Source organism: Streptomyces sp. NPDC023527, from assembly GCF_055560115.1.
Map to the genome: position 1 here is coordinate 344,836 of NZ_JBVHJJ010000004.1, position 14,142 is coordinate 358,977.

At 68.9% G+C, this 14,142-nt stretch carries 17 protein-coding genes; 10 read left to right on the plus strand and 7 right to left on the minus strand.

Annotation, left to right across the window (positions count from 1 at the left end; all coding sequences use genetic code 11):
• From ACZ303_RS10670 to ACZ303_RS10680, 3 genes are all read right to left on the minus strand, one after another.
• On the minus strand, positions 1-349 hold a 349-nt coding region (locus ACZ303_RS10670; RefSeq protein ID WP_467337247.1), incomplete at its 3' end, for an ALF repeat-containing protein.
• 204 nt (positions 350-553) lie between these two features.
• Positions 554-850, minus strand: coding sequence for an MTH1187 family thiamine-binding protein (locus tag ACZ303_RS10675; RefSeq protein WP_467337248.1), 297 nt, complete (start codon positions 848-850; stop codon positions 554-556).
• Positions 847-1,191 carry a DUF3817 domain-containing protein gene (locus ACZ303_RS10680; protein WP_467337250.1) on the minus strand — a complete coding sequence of 115 codons (345 nt, stop codon included), beginning with the start codon at positions 1,189-1,191 and terminating at the stop codon, positions 847-849. The genes ACZ303_RS10675 and ACZ303_RS10680 overlap by 4 nt, the downstream gene beginning before the upstream one ends.
• Before the next feature lie 158 nt (positions 1,192-1,349).
• On the opposite strand from ACZ303_RS10680, the gene ACZ303_RS10685 reads away from it, so the two are divergent.
• The 4 genes from ACZ303_RS10685 to ACZ303_RS10700 all read left to right on the plus strand — a co-directional run bounded on the left by ACZ303_RS10685 (position 1,350) and on the right by ACZ303_RS10700 (position 3,984).
• The gene (locus tag ACZ303_RS10685) at positions 1,350-1,988 is read left to right on the plus strand and encodes an AIM24 family protein (protein ID WP_467337251.1); all 639 of its coding nucleotides are present in this window, start codon (positions 1,350-1,352) and stop codon (positions 1,986-1,988) included.
• The gene (locus ACZ303_RS10690) at positions 1,988-2,638 is read left to right on the plus strand and encodes an AIM24 family protein (protein ID WP_467337253.1); all 651 of its coding nucleotides are present in this window, start codon (positions 1,988-1,990) and stop codon (positions 2,636-2,638) included. The genes ACZ303_RS10685 and ACZ303_RS10690 overlap by 1 nt, the downstream gene beginning before the upstream one ends.
• Complete coding sequence (locus tag ACZ303_RS10695; protein ID WP_467337255.1) at positions 2,635-3,408, plus strand: AIM24 family protein; 774 nt, start codon at positions 2,635-2,637, stop codon at positions 3,406-3,408. The genes ACZ303_RS10690 and ACZ303_RS10695 overlap by 4 nt, the downstream gene beginning before the upstream one ends.
• A gap of 99 nt (positions 3,409-3,507) precedes the next feature.
• On the plus strand, positions 3,508-3,984 hold the full coding sequence (locus ACZ303_RS10700) for a MarR family winged helix-turn-helix transcriptional regulator (protein WP_467337470.1): 477 nt from the start codon (positions 3,508-3,510) through the stop codon (positions 3,982-3,984).
• Positions 3,985-4,191: 207 nt separating this feature from the next.
• Here the strand turns inward: ACZ303_RS10700 and ACZ303_RS10705 are convergent, their stop codons facing one another.
• Positions 4,192-6,120, minus strand: a complete 1,929-nt coding sequence (locus tag ACZ303_RS10705; RefSeq protein WP_467337257.1) for a transglycosylase domain-containing protein — start codon at positions 6,118-6,120, stop codon at positions 4,192-4,194.
• A gap of 402 nt (positions 6,121-6,522) precedes the next feature.
• Here ACZ303_RS10705 and ACZ303_RS10710 point away from each other — a divergent pair, with 402 nt between their 5' ends.
• The 3 genes from ACZ303_RS10710 to ACZ303_RS10720 all read left to right on the plus strand — a co-directional run bounded on the left by ACZ303_RS10710 (position 6,523) and on the right by ACZ303_RS10720 (position 8,766).
• Positions 6,523-7,428 carry a hypothetical protein gene (locus ACZ303_RS10710; RefSeq protein WP_467337259.1) on the plus strand — a complete coding sequence of 302 codons (906 nt, stop codon included), beginning with the start codon at positions 6,523-6,525 and terminating at the stop codon, positions 7,426-7,428.
• Positions 7,429-7,547: 119 nt separating this feature from the next.
• Positions 7,548-7,877 (plus strand): hypothetical protein, encoded by a 330-nt coding sequence (locus ACZ303_RS10715; RefSeq protein ID WP_467337261.1) that lies wholly within the window; start codon positions 7,548-7,550, stop codon positions 7,875-7,877.
• Positions 7,878-8,109: 232 nt separating this feature from the next.
• Positions 8,110-8,766 carry a DUF4232 domain-containing protein gene (locus ACZ303_RS10720; protein WP_467337263.1) on the plus strand — a complete coding sequence of 219 codons (657 nt, stop codon included), beginning with the start codon at positions 8,110-8,112 and terminating at the stop codon, positions 8,764-8,766.
• 103 nt (positions 8,767-8,869) lie between these two features.
• On the opposite strand, the gene ACZ303_RS10725 is transcribed toward ACZ303_RS10720, so the two are convergent.
• Positions 8,870-9,469, minus strand: a complete 600-nt coding sequence (locus ACZ303_RS10725) for a TetR/AcrR family transcriptional regulator (protein WP_467337265.1) — start codon at positions 9,467-9,469, stop codon at positions 8,870-8,872.
• Positions 9,470-9,560: 91 nt separating this feature from the next.
• On the opposite strand from ACZ303_RS10725, the gene ACZ303_RS10730 reads away from it, so the two are divergent.
• Positions 9,561-10,256 (plus strand): SDR family NAD(P)-dependent oxidoreductase, encoded by a 696-nt coding sequence (locus tag ACZ303_RS10730; protein ID WP_467337267.1) that lies wholly within the window; start codon positions 9,561-9,563, stop codon positions 10,254-10,256.
• Positions 10,257-10,474: 218 nt separating this feature from the next.
• Positions 10,475-11,113, plus strand: coding sequence for a hypothetical protein (locus ACZ303_RS10735; RefSeq protein WP_467337269.1), 639 nt, complete (start codon positions 10,475-10,477; stop codon positions 11,111-11,113).
• A gap of 117 nt (positions 11,114-11,230) precedes the next feature.
• Here ACZ303_RS10735 and meaB read toward each other — a convergent pair whose 3' ends face one another.
• Together meaB and ACZ303_RS10745 are read right to left on the minus strand one after the other, a co-directional pair.
• Complete coding sequence (meaB, locus tag ACZ303_RS10740) at positions 11,231-12,187, minus strand: methylmalonyl Co-A mutase-associated GTPase MeaB (RefSeq protein ID WP_467337271.1); 957 nt, start codon at positions 12,185-12,187, stop codon at positions 11,231-11,233.
• A gap of 42 nt (positions 12,188-12,229) precedes the next feature.
• Positions 12,230-13,405, minus strand: a complete 1,176-nt coding sequence (locus tag ACZ303_RS10745; RefSeq protein WP_467337472.1) for an acetyl-CoA C-acetyltransferase — start codon at positions 13,403-13,405, stop codon at positions 12,230-12,232.
• Between the two features lie 173 nt (positions 13,406-13,578).
• Here ACZ303_RS10745 and mce point away from each other — a divergent pair, with 173 nt between their 5' ends.
• A complete protein-coding gene (gene mce, locus ACZ303_RS10750; RefSeq protein ID WP_467337273.1) occupies positions 13,579-14,019 on the plus strand; it encodes a methylmalonyl-CoA epimerase in 441 nt (146 codons plus the stop codon).
• Positions 14,020-14,142: the final 123 nt, after the last annotated feature.

Below are 14,142 nucleotides of genomic sequence, written 5' to 3' on the forward strand. Positions count from 1 at the left end.
CGGCCTCCTTCAGCCCACGGCCGGCATTCTTGTCGCTGAGCAGCCGGATGATCGCGACGCGGTTGTCCTGGTCCTGCGCGGCGGCCCGGCCGGTCTCCAGGAAGTGGCGCATGTCCTCCGGGGTTCCGTCGAGCGCCTGCTGCGCCGCTTCCCGTACGCCCCGGCCGGTCTTCGCGTCGGCGAGGATCCGCTGGATCTCCGCGCGGTCCTCCTCCGGCGTGGACGCGGACGCGGAGGCCGACGCCTTGGCGACGGGCGACGCGGTGGCGGCGATCGCCGGCGTCGACAGCAGGACGGCCGGCGCGATGACGGCAGCCGCGACAACGGCGGGCACACGGGTCTTCTTCATGCGGTACACCACTTTTGCAAAGAGAGGTATCAAAAGATCACGCTCAGAATAAGTGGATCTTCACGCAGTCTTCACTTAATTTCCGGCCATAAATCGGAATCAAGCCCTCCACACAGACCGCCACGCTCCCCGTAGACGCGAACGGCCCGGTCCGGGCCGCGCCTGAGCGCGCCCCGGACCGGGCCGTTCTAGGAGAGGGGGCCCTCACCCCTCCGCCAGATACCTCTCCACCGTCGCCACCTTCGACGTCAGGCCGTCCGTGACGCCCGGGCGGATGTCCGCCTTCAGGACCAGGGAGACGCGGCCGCACCGCGCCTCCACCGCCGCGACCGCGCGCTTGACGACGTCCATGACCTCGTCCCACTCGCCCTCCACGGACGTGAACATCGCGTCCGTACGGTTCGGCAGGCCGGACTCGCGCACCACGCGCACCGCGTCGGCGACGTACTCGCCGACATCCTCACCGGCCCCCACCGGCGACACCGAGAACGCGACGATCATGCGTTGACCACGCCCTCCTTGCGGGCGCGCGCCGCGATGACGCTCGCCTCGGCCTCGCGCTTCAGCATGCGCTCGGCGAAGAAGCCGCCCGTCGGCAGGACGGAGAGGACGAAGTACAGCGCGGCCGTCTTCAGCGACCACTTCGCCTTGTTCCACGCGTCGAGCCAGAAGATCACGTAGATGATGAAGAGAATGCCGTGCACCGCGCCCATCACCGGCACCGCGTTGAAGTCCGACGTGCGCTTGAGCACCGAGCAGACGCCCAGCAGCAGGAAGGAAACGGCCTCCGGGGCGGAGACCAGGCGGAGCCGGCGCAGGGCGGAGGCGGTCTTGATGTCCACGGGGGCACCTTCAGATGTCAGTGGCGGAACGATTACCGCTTGTGAGGGCATTCACAAGCCTCCCCATTGTTGCAGCCCCGCCCCCGATCGACAGATCCGGGTCCGTTCAGGGGCACGGGCCCTGTCGGAGCGGTATGTCCTGCCGCTAGCGTCGTCCCGTGGCTCAGTTTCGGCTCCAAGGGAGCAAAGTTCTCGCTGTCGATCTCTCCGGGGACGCGGTCAAGGCCAAGAACGGCTCGATGGTCGCCTACGAGGGCGAGATGGCGTTCAAGAAGATGACCGGCGGCGGTGACGGCCTGCGCGGCATGGTCACCCGCCGGCTCACCGGCGAACAAATGGAAGTGATGGAGGTGAAGGGCCGCGGCACCTGCTATTTCGCCGACCGCGCCAGTGAGATCAACCTGGTCTCGCTGCACGGCGAGACGCTGTACGTGGAATCCAGCAATCTCCTCTGCACCGACGCCGCCCTCCGCACCGGCACCACCTTCACCGGCCTGCGCGGCGCCTCCCAGGGCACCGGCCTCTTCACCACCACCGTCGAGGGCACCGGCCAGGCCGCGATCATGTCCGAGGGTTCCGCGATCGTCCTCCGCGTCACCCCGTCCATGCCCCTCCAGGTCGACCCCGGCGCGTACATCGCCCACACCGGCAAGCTCAAGCAGCACTTCCAGTCCGGCGTGAACTTCCGCACCTTCATCGGCGAGGGCTCCGGCGAGGCGTTCCAGATCCGCTTCGAGGGCGAGGGCCTCGTCTACGTCCAGCCCAGCGAGCGCAACACCATCGGAGGTGACGTCTGATGCCGTTCCGCCTCCTCAACTCCCGCATGGTCGAGGCCCAGGTGCTGCCCGGTCAGCGCATGTTCAGCCAGCGCGGCGCCATGATCGCCTACAAGGGCGACGTCTCCTTCACCCCCAGCATCACCGGCGGCCAGGGCGGCGTCATGAGCATGATCGGCCGCCGCGTCGCCAACGAGGCGACCCCCCTCATGACCGTCGAGGGCAACGGCACCGTCATGTTCGGCCACGGCGGCCACCACGTCCATGTGATCGAACTGTCCGGCGAGACCCTCTACGTCGAGGCCGACCGCCTCCTCGCCTTCGACGGCGCCCTCCAGCAGGGCACCATGTTCATGGGCTCCCAGGGCGGCGTCATGGGCATGGTCCGCGGCCAGGTCACCGGACAAGGGCTGTTCACCACCACCCTCAAGGGTCACGGCGCCGTCGCCGTCATGGCCCACGGCGGCTTCATCGAGCTGCCGATCACCCCCCAGCGCCCCGTCCACGTCGACCCGCAGGCGTACGTCGCCCACCGCGGCGACGTACGCAACAAGCTCTCGACCGCCCTCGGCTGGCGCGACATGGTCGGCCGCGGCTCCGGCGAGGCCTTCCAGCTCGAACTGTCCGGCAACGGCACGGTCTACGTCCAGGCCTCGGAGGAGAAGCTGTGAACGCCCCCGCCGCCCCCGTCATCCACGACGCGAACACCCTCCCCTCCAACGACAACGTCAATTCGTACGCCTTCAGCGTCGACCTCGACGGCCAGTGGTTCCTGCAAAAGGGCAAGATGATCGCCTACTACGGGCGCATCGACTTCCACGGCATCGGCCACGGCCGCCTCGACCGCCTCATCGCCACCAGCTTCCACTCCCCCCTCCACGCCGCCGACTGGGTCGTCGCCGAGGGCCAGGGCAAGATGCTGCTCGCGGACCGCTCCTTCGACGTCAACTCCTACGACCTCGAAGACGGCAACCTCACGGTGCGCTCGGGCAATCTGCTGGCCTTCCAGCCCTCCCTCTCCCTCAAGCAGTCGATCATCCCCGGCTTCCTCACCCTGATCGGCACCGGCAAGTTCGTCGCCGCCTCCAACGGCCCCGTCGTCTTCGTCGAGCCCCCGATCCGCGTCGACCCCCAGGCCCTCGTCGGCTGGGCCGACTGCCCCTCCCCCTGCCACCACTACGACCACCAGTACCTGCGCGGCGTGCTCGGCGGCGTCCGCGCCTTCACCGGCATTGGTGGCACGTCCGGCGAGGAGCACCAGTTCGAGTTCGTCGGCACCGGCACGGTGCTGCTCCAGTCGACGGAACAGCTCATGGCCGAGATCGCGACCGGCGCGACGCCACAACAGGACGGCGTCCCCGGCGCAAGCCCCTCTAATCAGCCATCTATGCCCCGCATGCCAGGCCAGCTGGGGGACCTCCAGCGCCGCTTCGGGCTGTGAGCGGTACCCTGCGGAGTGTGACATCGAACGTCTGAGCTCGTGCGTCACGCCCATACTGGTTAACTTTTCAACTTTCTTAGGTAGAATTCCTCTATGTCTATGGACACCGAGAACGGCACCCGCTGGCTCAGCGAAGAGGAACAGCGCGCCTGGCGCGCGCACCTGGACGTCAGCCGTCTGCTGATGCACCAGCTCGAACGGGACCTCCAACCGTTCGGCCTCACCAACAACGACTACGAGATCCTGGTCAATCTCTCGGAGTCCGAGGACCACCGGATGCGGATGAGCGACCTCGCCACCGCCACCCTCCAGTCCAAGAGCCGGCTCTCCCATCAGATCACCCGGATGGAGAACGCCGGTCTCGTCCGCCGCGAGAACTGCGAATCCGACCGCCGTGGTCTGTACGCCGTCCTCACGGAACAGGGCTGGGACCTGATGCGCGAGGTCGCGCCGCACCATGTCGCGTCCGTACGCGAGCACTTCATCGACCTCCTGGGCGAGGCCGACCTGAAGAACCTGTACGGGTCACTGGCCCCGGTGGCGGAACATCTGCGTGCCACGCGGGGACGGGTCTGACGTTCCCGACCGGGGGTCGTGGTGTGGTCCGCGCCCCCGTCCCGTCACCGCTTCGGCCACCCGTGAGCTCGGCGACCGACGCAGCGGCTACTCGAAATCGCGGACGAAATGTGCGGGGCACGAGGGAAGCTGCTGGCGGCAGTGGACTAAACGCAGAAACGGCCCGGAATTGTGCATACCGGGCCGTGCCTGGGGTGAGTTCATCACCTACTTGGCCACTGACGCCATATAGTCCCCCCAAATACGGGCCGGGAACACGTTCCCGCGCTCGGACCCGTCACCGCCCACGTCGGACATCGGCAACAGCTGCGGCTCACTCGGCTTCGTACGGAACATGGTCACGGCCGTGGAGAGCCGTTCCGTGTAGCCGACGAACCATGCCGACCGGAGCCGGTCCTGGTCGCCCGTGTAACCCGCCGCGAAGGGGCCGAGGTCGCCGACGGAGTCCACCCGTTTCTTACCGGCGTCGCGCAGCGCGTCCGTGACGTCGTCCGCCACGCCCTTGTCCAGCGCGCGCCGCGCCTTCGCCCGGCTCTCGAAGCCGCCGATGGACGTACCGTCCTTGGTCAACTTCGTGACCGAGTAAGGGTCGTTCTGAAGTCCGTGGTTGGCGAAAGTGCCATACGCGCCGGCCATGCGGATCGCGCTCGGCGTGGACGTGCCGATGGGGAACGTCTGCTCCAGCGGAGCCATGCTGTCCTTGAGGAGGCCGGCCGCGACAGCCGTGTCGCGAACCCGTTCCAGCCCCACCCCCTTGCCCAGCGCAGCGTACGTCGCGTTGCCGCCGGAGGTCAGGGCCTGCCGCAGCGTGGGGTGCGAGTCGTCGGGTTCCTCGTCGCCGGAGGAGGACTGGAGCTTGCCGTCCTTGCCGTAATAGCTGTCGGCGTCGACGTCGTCGCGGTCGCTGTCCTCGGAGTCGGAACGCACGCCGTGCTTGAGCGCGGCCGCGAGGACGAACGGTTTGAAGGCGGAGCCCGCCGGTACGCCGAAGGTGTCCGCGTTGTTGGTGAACTGCTTTGTCGCGTCGGGGCCGCCGTAGAGCGCGAGGATGGCGCCGTCGGAGGGGCGTACGGACGCGGCGCCGGCCTGGACGCCTTCGTCGGCGGGGCGCTTCTTCGGGTCGATGTTCTGGCGGAGGACGCCGTCGACGGCCTTGGTGAGCTGCTCCATGCGCTTCTTGTCGAAGGTGGTGTAGATCTTGTAGCCGCCGTGGGCGAGGTCCTGGTCGGTGAGCAGGGCGCGCTGCTTGAGGTATTTGGTGGCGATGTCGACGAGATAGCCGGTCTGGCCGCCGAGGCTCGTGGACATGGACTGCTTACGGGGCTCGGGGAACGTCCGGTATTTGTCGCGCTCGTTCTGGGTCATCAGGCCGGCCTTGACCTGTCGGTCGAGTATCCACTTCCAGCGGTCCTCGGCGCGGTCGTGATTGGCCTTGCTGGTCGAGGGGTCGTACAGCTCGGCGCCCTTCAACAGGCTCGCGAGCATGGCGCCTTGGCTGGGGTCGAGCTTCTTGGCGGGGATGCCGTAATACGCCTGGGCGGCGGCCTCGATTCCGTAGGCGCGGCGTCCGAACCAGCTCGTATTGAGGTAGCCCTGGAGGACTTCCTGCTTGCTCTTGGTGCGGTCCACCTTCAGCGAGATGATGAACTCCTTGGCCTTCCGGGAGATGGTCTGCTCCTGGGAGAGATAGGTGTTCTTCACGTACTGCTGGGTGATGGTGGAGCCGCCCTGGGTCTCCTGGCCCTGGGCCGTGCTGCTGAATGCGCGGAGGATGCCCTTGAAGGAGACGCCGCGATCGCGGTAGAAGCTTTCGTTCTCCGCCGCTATGGCCGCGTGCTGGACGGATACCGGCACGTCGGAGAGGCGGACGATGTTGCGGTTGACCTCGCCGAGGCTCACCATCTGGCTGCCGTCGGCCCAGTAGTAGGTGTTGGCTTCCTGGACGGCGGCCGCGTTCTCGTCGGGGATGTCGACGTTCGCGTAAACGAGGGCGAAGAGACCGGCGAGGCTGCCGATGAGGAGCGCGAAGACGCTCAGGACCAGCCGCCAGGACGGCAGCCAGCGGCGCAGCCCTCGTCTGCCGTGACGGGGGTAGTCGATGAATCGCTTGCGGGGCTTGCTGGATGTGCTCGCCACCTCCTCCGGCCTACGGCGGCGGGGACGCAGCTTGTGCCGGTGCTTGCTCAAGGACCAATCACTCTCGACGGAAACGGGGGCGTAGAGAGAGACGACCATCGGGAGAGTGTTGGTTCGATGATTTGTATGAGCGTTGTGTGACAGGTGTGAACGACCCGAGCTTCGGGCGTCGGGGCTCGGCGGTCGGGATTCGAGCCCCTTCTGTAAGGAATGGGTGGTTCGGTGGAACCCACCCTCCCTCCCAATTCCCGCGAGTGAAAAGGGAGATGACTTTCGGTGATCGGGTCGCGTCAGTCGGTGCCGCCCGTGTAGCGTCCGGCACAACAAACGACCCCCGCCGGTGCTAGGAACACCGAACGGGGGTCTGACCACCGAGATCCACAGCTTTAAGGAACGATCCCCATGGCTGTCGCCAACCTTAGCGCCGACGTGCGCCCGCCCGCTCCCCCGATGGCCCGTCCCGGCTACGGAAAACGCTCCGCCCCCGGCCAGGAGCCGCGCGGCAAGGGGGACTTCGGGCACCTGCCCGCCCGCGAGGCGTCCATCGCCGCCTTCATCGACCGCCTCCCCGAGGGCGCGGCGATGGACGCGAAGACCCTCTCCCGCGAGATCCCGGCCTACGGCCAGCAGGCCGTACGCACCGCGCTCAATAACCTCTCCGCCGCAGGTCATCTGCGCCGCGTCCGGCAACCGGTCGGGGACGGCCGTACGCAATGGGTCTGGCGCACGCACTTCTCGCGCACGCCGCGCGGCGACGCGTGGTGGGCGAGCTGTCTGGCGGGCGACGTGCCGACGACGGCCGAGCGGCCCGCCGCAGCTGCGGCGTCGAGGCAGCGGGCGGGGCGCTCGGCCGCGTACGAGACGTTGGCCGCCGTCGGCCGCGCCGACTCCCGTATGGCGCTCTCGGCGGCGGAATGCGCGGCGCTGGAGCCGCTGGCGGAGGAGTGGCTGGCGCGGGGCGCGACGCCGGAGGATGTCGTACGAGCGGTCACGGCCGGACTCCCAGGTGTGGTGCACTCCCCCGGCGCGCTGGCTCGTAAGCGCCTCACCGACAAGATCCCGCCGGAGCGGGCCGCCGTACCGGTGGATCCGGGGACGACACCTCGCCCGATCATGGAATGCACGGGCTGCGGTGTGCCGGGACGTCCGGAGGTGCTGCCGGGCGGCTTGTGCCGCGCCTGCCGGGGCGAGACGGAGGAGGCGGCCGGGCCGCCGGAGGCGTGGATCCGGGAACAGGTGGACCGCTTGCGCGCGGTCAATCGCGCGCGGGTACGGCCGGTCAGGGCCGACGGTGGGCGGAAACGGTGAATGCCACCCATTCGGGTGGTCGCACGCCAGAGTCCTTCAGAATCACCCAAAAGGGGTGGAGCCTTCCCGTGTAGGCGCGGTCTGCCGCGCCATGACGGAAGGGAAGGAGACCCTCCCTCATGCACGCACTCAAGCGAACGATCAGAGCGGCTCTGACCATGGGTGCGGCCGCCGCGCTGGCCACCGGTCTGGCCACGAGCAGCGCCCAGGCGGCCACGGGCACGTTCTTCTACACGCGGGCGGACACCGGGGGTGAGAGCTTCCTCGGCAGCACGCCGAACGGTGTCTGTCTCTCCATCCCGGGTGGGGCGCGCCAGGCCACCAACGACACTGACACGGACGCCACCCTGTACACGAACAGCAGTTGTACGTCGTTCGCCGGTTTCGTCGGCTCCCGGCAATCGGATGACTTCACGTCACCGTTCCCCACCTTTGTGAAGTTCGGCTGATCCCCCGCTGAACGCACCCACCCGGACAGCCGGGCGGCGTCCTTTCCCGCGGATTCCGTCCGGCTGTGTGGTGCAAGAGGGTTGAGCGGGTGGTGAATTGAAGCGGGGCTGAGGCCGGCCTGGACAGGTCGCACCCCTTGGGGGATACGTGAGGCGCATGAGACGATCGCCGAATGAAACGGATCAAGCGGATAGAACGGGTGGAGCGGATAAAGCGGTTGGGGGGACGGGGATGAACCGCCCACTCGGCGTACTGCTCGCGGCGACATGCATGGCCGCGCTCGCGGGATGCGGCACGGAGTCCGGCGCGACACCGGCCGGCCGGGCGGCGGCCGGGCAGCCGGCGACTCCCCCGTCGGACCACATCGTCAAAGCCGAGAGTCTGGACCCTTCCGGCTTCCCGAGGCCGGGGGCCTCCGCCTCGCCCTCGATCGCACCCTCCGCCGCCGCGCCCGAGTGCCCCAAGCAGGGCGTGCGCGTGACGGCCGGGACGGTGAACGCGGCCATGGGCCTGCGCTCCCTCGGCGTGCAGCTGGTCAACTGCGGCGACAAGCCGTACACCGTGAACGGCTACCCGAAGATGCGCGTCCTGGGCAAACAGGGCGACGTACTCGACGTGACCGTCCACGAGGGCACCGGCGCGGTCGCCGGCACGGGCGTCGACGAGACCGCGCCACGGCCGCTGACGCTGGGACCGGGGCAGGCGGCGCAGGCGGAGGTGCTGTGGCGCAACACGTACGACGACGTCACCAACCCCCCGATGAACGGCACGCACTTGGACGTGGCCCCGACGGCCGACGCCCCCTGGCAGAGGATCGCACCGGACGGCGGGGTGGACCTCGGCAGCACGGGGAAGCTGGCGGTGGGGGCGTGGAAGCGGGTCGGGTGACGGTGGGGATGGGTGGCTGAGGTCAGGGCCGCCTCCGCCGCGCTCCGGCGCGGCTACGGCCGGTGGAGCGGCGCGGCGGAGACATCCCTCGCCGAGCGGACGCTCAATCCGAGCGGGGCCTGAGGAGGTCCTCGACAAGCGTGTCCACCAGATCGCGAGGGATGCCCGACCCCGTCAGGGCGCGGTAGAAGACCGGCCCGACGAGAGCGTCGATCGTGGCATCGGGGCCCAGCCTGGGCGAGATCTCGCCCGCGTCGACTCCGCGCGCGAGCATGTCGCGTTCCCGGTCACGACGTGGACCGAGATAGCGCTTGTGGAAGCTCTCGGCCGTGGCCGGATCGTGCTGCGCCTGGGCGATGAGCGCGAGCAGGACCTTGCCCGCGGGGTCGCGGGTGAGGAATCGCGCGAAGCCGCGGAAGTAGCCACGGATGCTCTCCGCCGTGGGCCTCTCCGTCGGGACGGGAAGGCTTTTGTCGCTGTCTTCGATGAGCGTGTCGAGGAGGATCTCGACCTTCGAGGGCCACCAGCGGTAGATCGTCTGCTTCGCGACGCCCGCACGACGCGCGATCGCCTCGATGGTCAGAGCGCCGAAGCCGTGCTCGACGAGCAGATCGTCCGCGGCATGGAGCACAGCCAGACGTGCGGACTCGTCGCGCCGGCTGCCGGAGCGCGGCCTGCGGGGCTGAGAACTGGCTGCGGGCATGCGGGAAACCATACCCGCCGGCGGCCTCCGCGGCATTGCCTGGACGCAACGTCGCGTCTAATCTGAATTTCCCCACCGCGAAGGAGCGAACATGTCCGCAACGCCCAACCGCCAGGCCCTCGTCGTCGGAGCCTCTCGTGGATTAGGGCTCGTCCTCGCCGACGAGCTCACTCGACGCGGCTGGCGAGTCATCGCCACGACGCGCCGGGGCGGCGGCGAGCTGCGAGCGCGAGCCGATGCCTGGGACGGCCGACTGGAGGTCGAGTCGCTGGAGATGACGAGCTCCGACCAACTCGCCGCACTGCGCGAGCGCTTGGAAGGCCGCCGACTCGATCTCCTCTTCGTCAACGCCGCGATCGACCGGGGGAATCTGCCGATCGACGAGGTCTCGACCGACATGTTCACCGAGGTGATGACCACCAACGCGTTGAGCCCGCTGCGCACCCTTGAGGCCCTCCGCGGACTCGTCGCGCCCGGCGGAACCGTCGCGGTCATGTCCTCCGACCAGGGCAGCATCTCGCGGAACACCGAGGGCGGCTATGAGCTCTACAAGGCCAGCAAGGCCGCGCTCAACCAGCTGATGCGCAGTTACGCCACCCGCCATGCCGACGACGGACACACCAAGCTGCTCATCGACCCCGGCCACAACCGGACCCGACTCGGCGGCCCCGACGCGCCCCTCGCCCCCCAGGAGAGCATCCCGGCCGTCATCGACGTCCTCGAAGCGCAGGCCGGCGCCCCCGGCCTGCGGTTCCTGGACCGCCACGGCGAGACCGTCCCCTGGTAGAGCTCCGGGCCGAAGCGCTCGACCCCAAGCCGGTCGTTTCGGGATCAACTACAACTTTACGAACCTTTGGTGTTGTTGACTCGATCTATACATCAGCCTCTAGGGCAACAGGCGGTGATCACAAACACTCCCGCATCACCAGTATCACCGCCACCCCCCAAGTACAGCGAGAGGCACGGCGCATGATGAACAGTCGCGTAATGCGATGCGGCGGCAGGGTGTTGGCACTTTCGGCGGCGGCTCTCGGCGTGGTGGCCGCGACCGCGCTCCCCGCCGCGGCCGCCGACGAGCCCACCCGTAAGGAGCTCATAGCCGACTGCGCTTCCGGCGCGGGCAAGTGCAGCTTCAACGACCCGGTGCTCGACAAGGCGTTCCTGGGCGAGTTCCGGCAGGTGTCCAACTCGCTCTACAACTGCACCACTTCTCCCGCCACCCAGTCCATGAGCTGGTCCGACTCCGTCGGCTCCACGGATTCCGCGGGCGTGTCCGTCACGGCCGGCGGCAACATCGCGGGCCTCATCGACCTCAGCGTGTCGGCCACGTACAGCCACACCTGGTCGAGCACGCACACGGAGGACAGCTCCCTCAACATGACCGTGCAGCCCGGCGAGGTGGGCTGGATCTCCCGCGCGCAGGTGATGCAGACCGTCAAGGGCACCTGGCAGACCCACTACGACAGCCCCAAGTGGGGCCACTACTACTGGTACGTGCCGGACACGGTCACCGGTCCCGCGCCCAACGGCACGGACGGCCAGAGCAACGCGGTCGTCGTCAAGACCCGCAAGATGACACCGTCCGAGAAGTCATCCTGCTCGGCCGATTCCCACTCGGGTCGGGCGTTCGTGGCCAAGCGTTGAGCGCTGACTCGATGTAAGCGCTGACTTGATGTAGCGCTGACTCGATGTAAGCGCCGACCTCGATGCACGAAGGGGGCGGCGGGTGCGCGGTCGCGTGCTCGTCCGCCCCTCCCGGCGTCACCCCTCCGTGATCCCCGCCACCAACTCGTCCGCCGCCGCGTACGGATCCAGGTCCCCGCCCACGATCCGCTCCGCCAGCGCGTCCAGGCGGCGGTCGCCGTGCAGGTCGCCGATGCGTTCGCGGAGGGCCGTCACCGCGATCGTCTCCACCTCGCGGGCCGCCCGCGCCACGCGTCGCTCCGCGAGGACGCCGCGCTCCTCCATCCACGCGCGGTGCTTCTCCAGGGCCTCGACGACCTCGTCCGTGCCCTCGCCGCGCGCGGCGACGGTCTTGACGATGGGGGGCCGCCAGTCGCCTGGGCCGCGGGCCTCGCCCAGGCCCAGCATGTGGTTGAGCTCGCGGGCGGTGGCGTCCGCGCCGTCGCGGTCGGCCTTGTTGACGACGTAGACGTCGCCGATCTCCAGGATCCCGGCCTTGGCCGCCTGGATGCCGTCGCCCATGCCGGGAGCGAGCAGCACCACGGACGTATCGGCCTGCGAGGCGATCTCGACCTCGGACTGGCCGACGCCCACCGTCTCGACGAGGATCACGTCGCAGCCCGCCGCGTCCAGCACCCGGATCGCCTGCGGGGCGGCCCACGCCAGCCCGCCCAGGTGGCCTCGCGTGGCCATCGAGCGGATGTAGACGCCCGGGTCGGACGCGTGGTCGGACATCCGTACCCGGTCGCCGAGCAGCGCGCCGCCCGAGAACGGCGAGGACGGGTCGACGGCCAGGACGCCGATCCGCTTGCCCATCCGCCGGTACGCCGAGACCAGCGCCGACGTCGACGTCGACTTGCCGACGCCGGGCGAGCCCGTGAGGCCCACCACGTACGCGCCGCCCGTCAGCGGGGCCAGCGCTGCCATCACCTCGCGGAGCTGCGGGGACGCCCCCTCCACCAGTGAGATCAGCCGCGCCACGGCCCGCGGTCGGCCCTCCCGGGCCTGCTCGACCAGTGTGGGGACGTCCACCATGCGCTGCTCCGTTCGGCGATGATCAAGCGGTCGGCGGGTGGGTCAGTTGCCCGGCACCCGGATGATCAGCGCGTCGCCCTGACCGCCGCCACCGCACAGCGCCGCCGCACCCGTACCGCCGCCGCGCCGCTTGAGCTCCAGCGCGAGGTGGAGCACCGTGCGGGCGCCCGACATGCCGATGGGGTGGCCGAGCGCGATGGCGCCGCCGTTGACGTTCACCTTGTCGGGGGAAATCCCCAGGTCCTTGATTGACTGCACGAGCACGGACGCGAACGCCTCGTTGATCTCGATGAGGTCGAGGTCGTCGACGCCCAGCCCGGCCTTGCCCAGCGCGTGCTTGATCGCGTTGGCCGGCTGCGAGTGGAGGGAGTTGTCGGGGCCGGCCACATTGCCGTGGGCACCGATCTCGGCGATCCACTCCAGGCCCAGCTCCTCGGCCTTGGACTTGCGCATCACGACGACGGCGGCGGCGCCGTCGGAGATCTGCGAGGACGTGCCCGGGGTGATCGTGCCGTCCTTGGCGAAGGACGGGCGCAGCTTGCCGAGGATCTCGACGGTGGTGTCGCCGCGGACGCCCTCGTCCTTGCTGAAGACGACCGGCTCGCCCTTGCGCTGCGGGATCTCCACGGGGGTGATCTCGGCGTCGAACAGGCCGTTCTTCTGGGCGGCGGCGGCGCGCTGGTGGGAGCGGGCGCCGATCTCGTCCTGCTCGGCGCGGCCGATGCCCAGGCGGGTGTTGTGCTTCTCGGTGGACTCGCCCATCGCGATGCCCTCGTAGGCGTCCGAGAGGCCGTCGTGGTGCATCGAGTCGATCATCTCGATGGAGCCGTACTTGTAGCCCTCGCGGGACTTGGGCAGCAGGTGCGGGGCGTTGGTCATCGACTCCATGCCGCCCGCCACCACGATGTCGAACTCGCCCGCGCGGATGAGCTGGTCGGCGAGCGCGATGGCGTCGAGGCCGGAGAGGCAGACCTTGTTGACGGTGAGGGCGGGCACGCTCATGGGGATGCCGCCCTTGACAGCCGCCTGCCGGGCGGGGATCTGCCCGGCGCCGGCCTGGAGCACCTGGCCCATGATCACGTACTGCACCTGGTCGCCGCCGATGCCCGCCCGGTCGAGGGCGGCCTTGATGGCCACGCCGCCGAGGTCGGCCGCGGAGAACGACCGCAGGGAGCCGAGCAGCTTGCCCATGGGCGTACGGGCGCCCGCGACGATCACGGAGGTGTTGCCGGTAGAACCGTTCGTACCAGACATGAGGCGCGGCCCCTTCGAGCGGAGAGGTTAACGATGGTTCCCGTCAATGTACTGAGCGGTACGCGCGCGGTCATCGGGCGGAAGGTGTGATCGCGCGCACGTTGCGTAACCGTGCCGGCGAGCGGTGCACTGGTTCCATGCTGACGCGCATCGACCACATCGGGATCGCCTGCTTCGACCTCGACAAGACTGTCGAGTTCTACCGTGCCACTTATGGCTTCGAGGTGTTTCACACCGAGGTCAACGAGGAGCAGGGCGTGCGGGAGGCCATGCTCAAGATCAATGAGACCTCGGACGGCGGCGCCTCCTATCTCCAGCTCCTGGAGCCGACCCGGGAGGACTCCGCGGTGGGCAAGTGGCTCGCCAAGAACGGGGAGGGCGTTCACCACATCGCGTTCGGTACGGCGGATGTCGACGGGGACGCCGATGCCATCCGCGGTAAGGGCGTACGCGTCCTCTACGACCAGCCGCGTACCGGATCCATGGGTTCCCGCATCACCTTTCTGCACCCCAAGGACTGCCACGGTGTACTGACCGAACTGGTCACCTCGGCACCCCCCGCGGACCAGGAGCACTGACCCTCACCTCCCCTGGCCGGTAGAGTGCGGGTTCGGCCGGGCGCGCGAGGTGGGGGCCCGGACCGGGCTGTACCGATGATCTGACACCATTTCTTCGGAAGGGCGGGCTCCGGGTTCCACCGG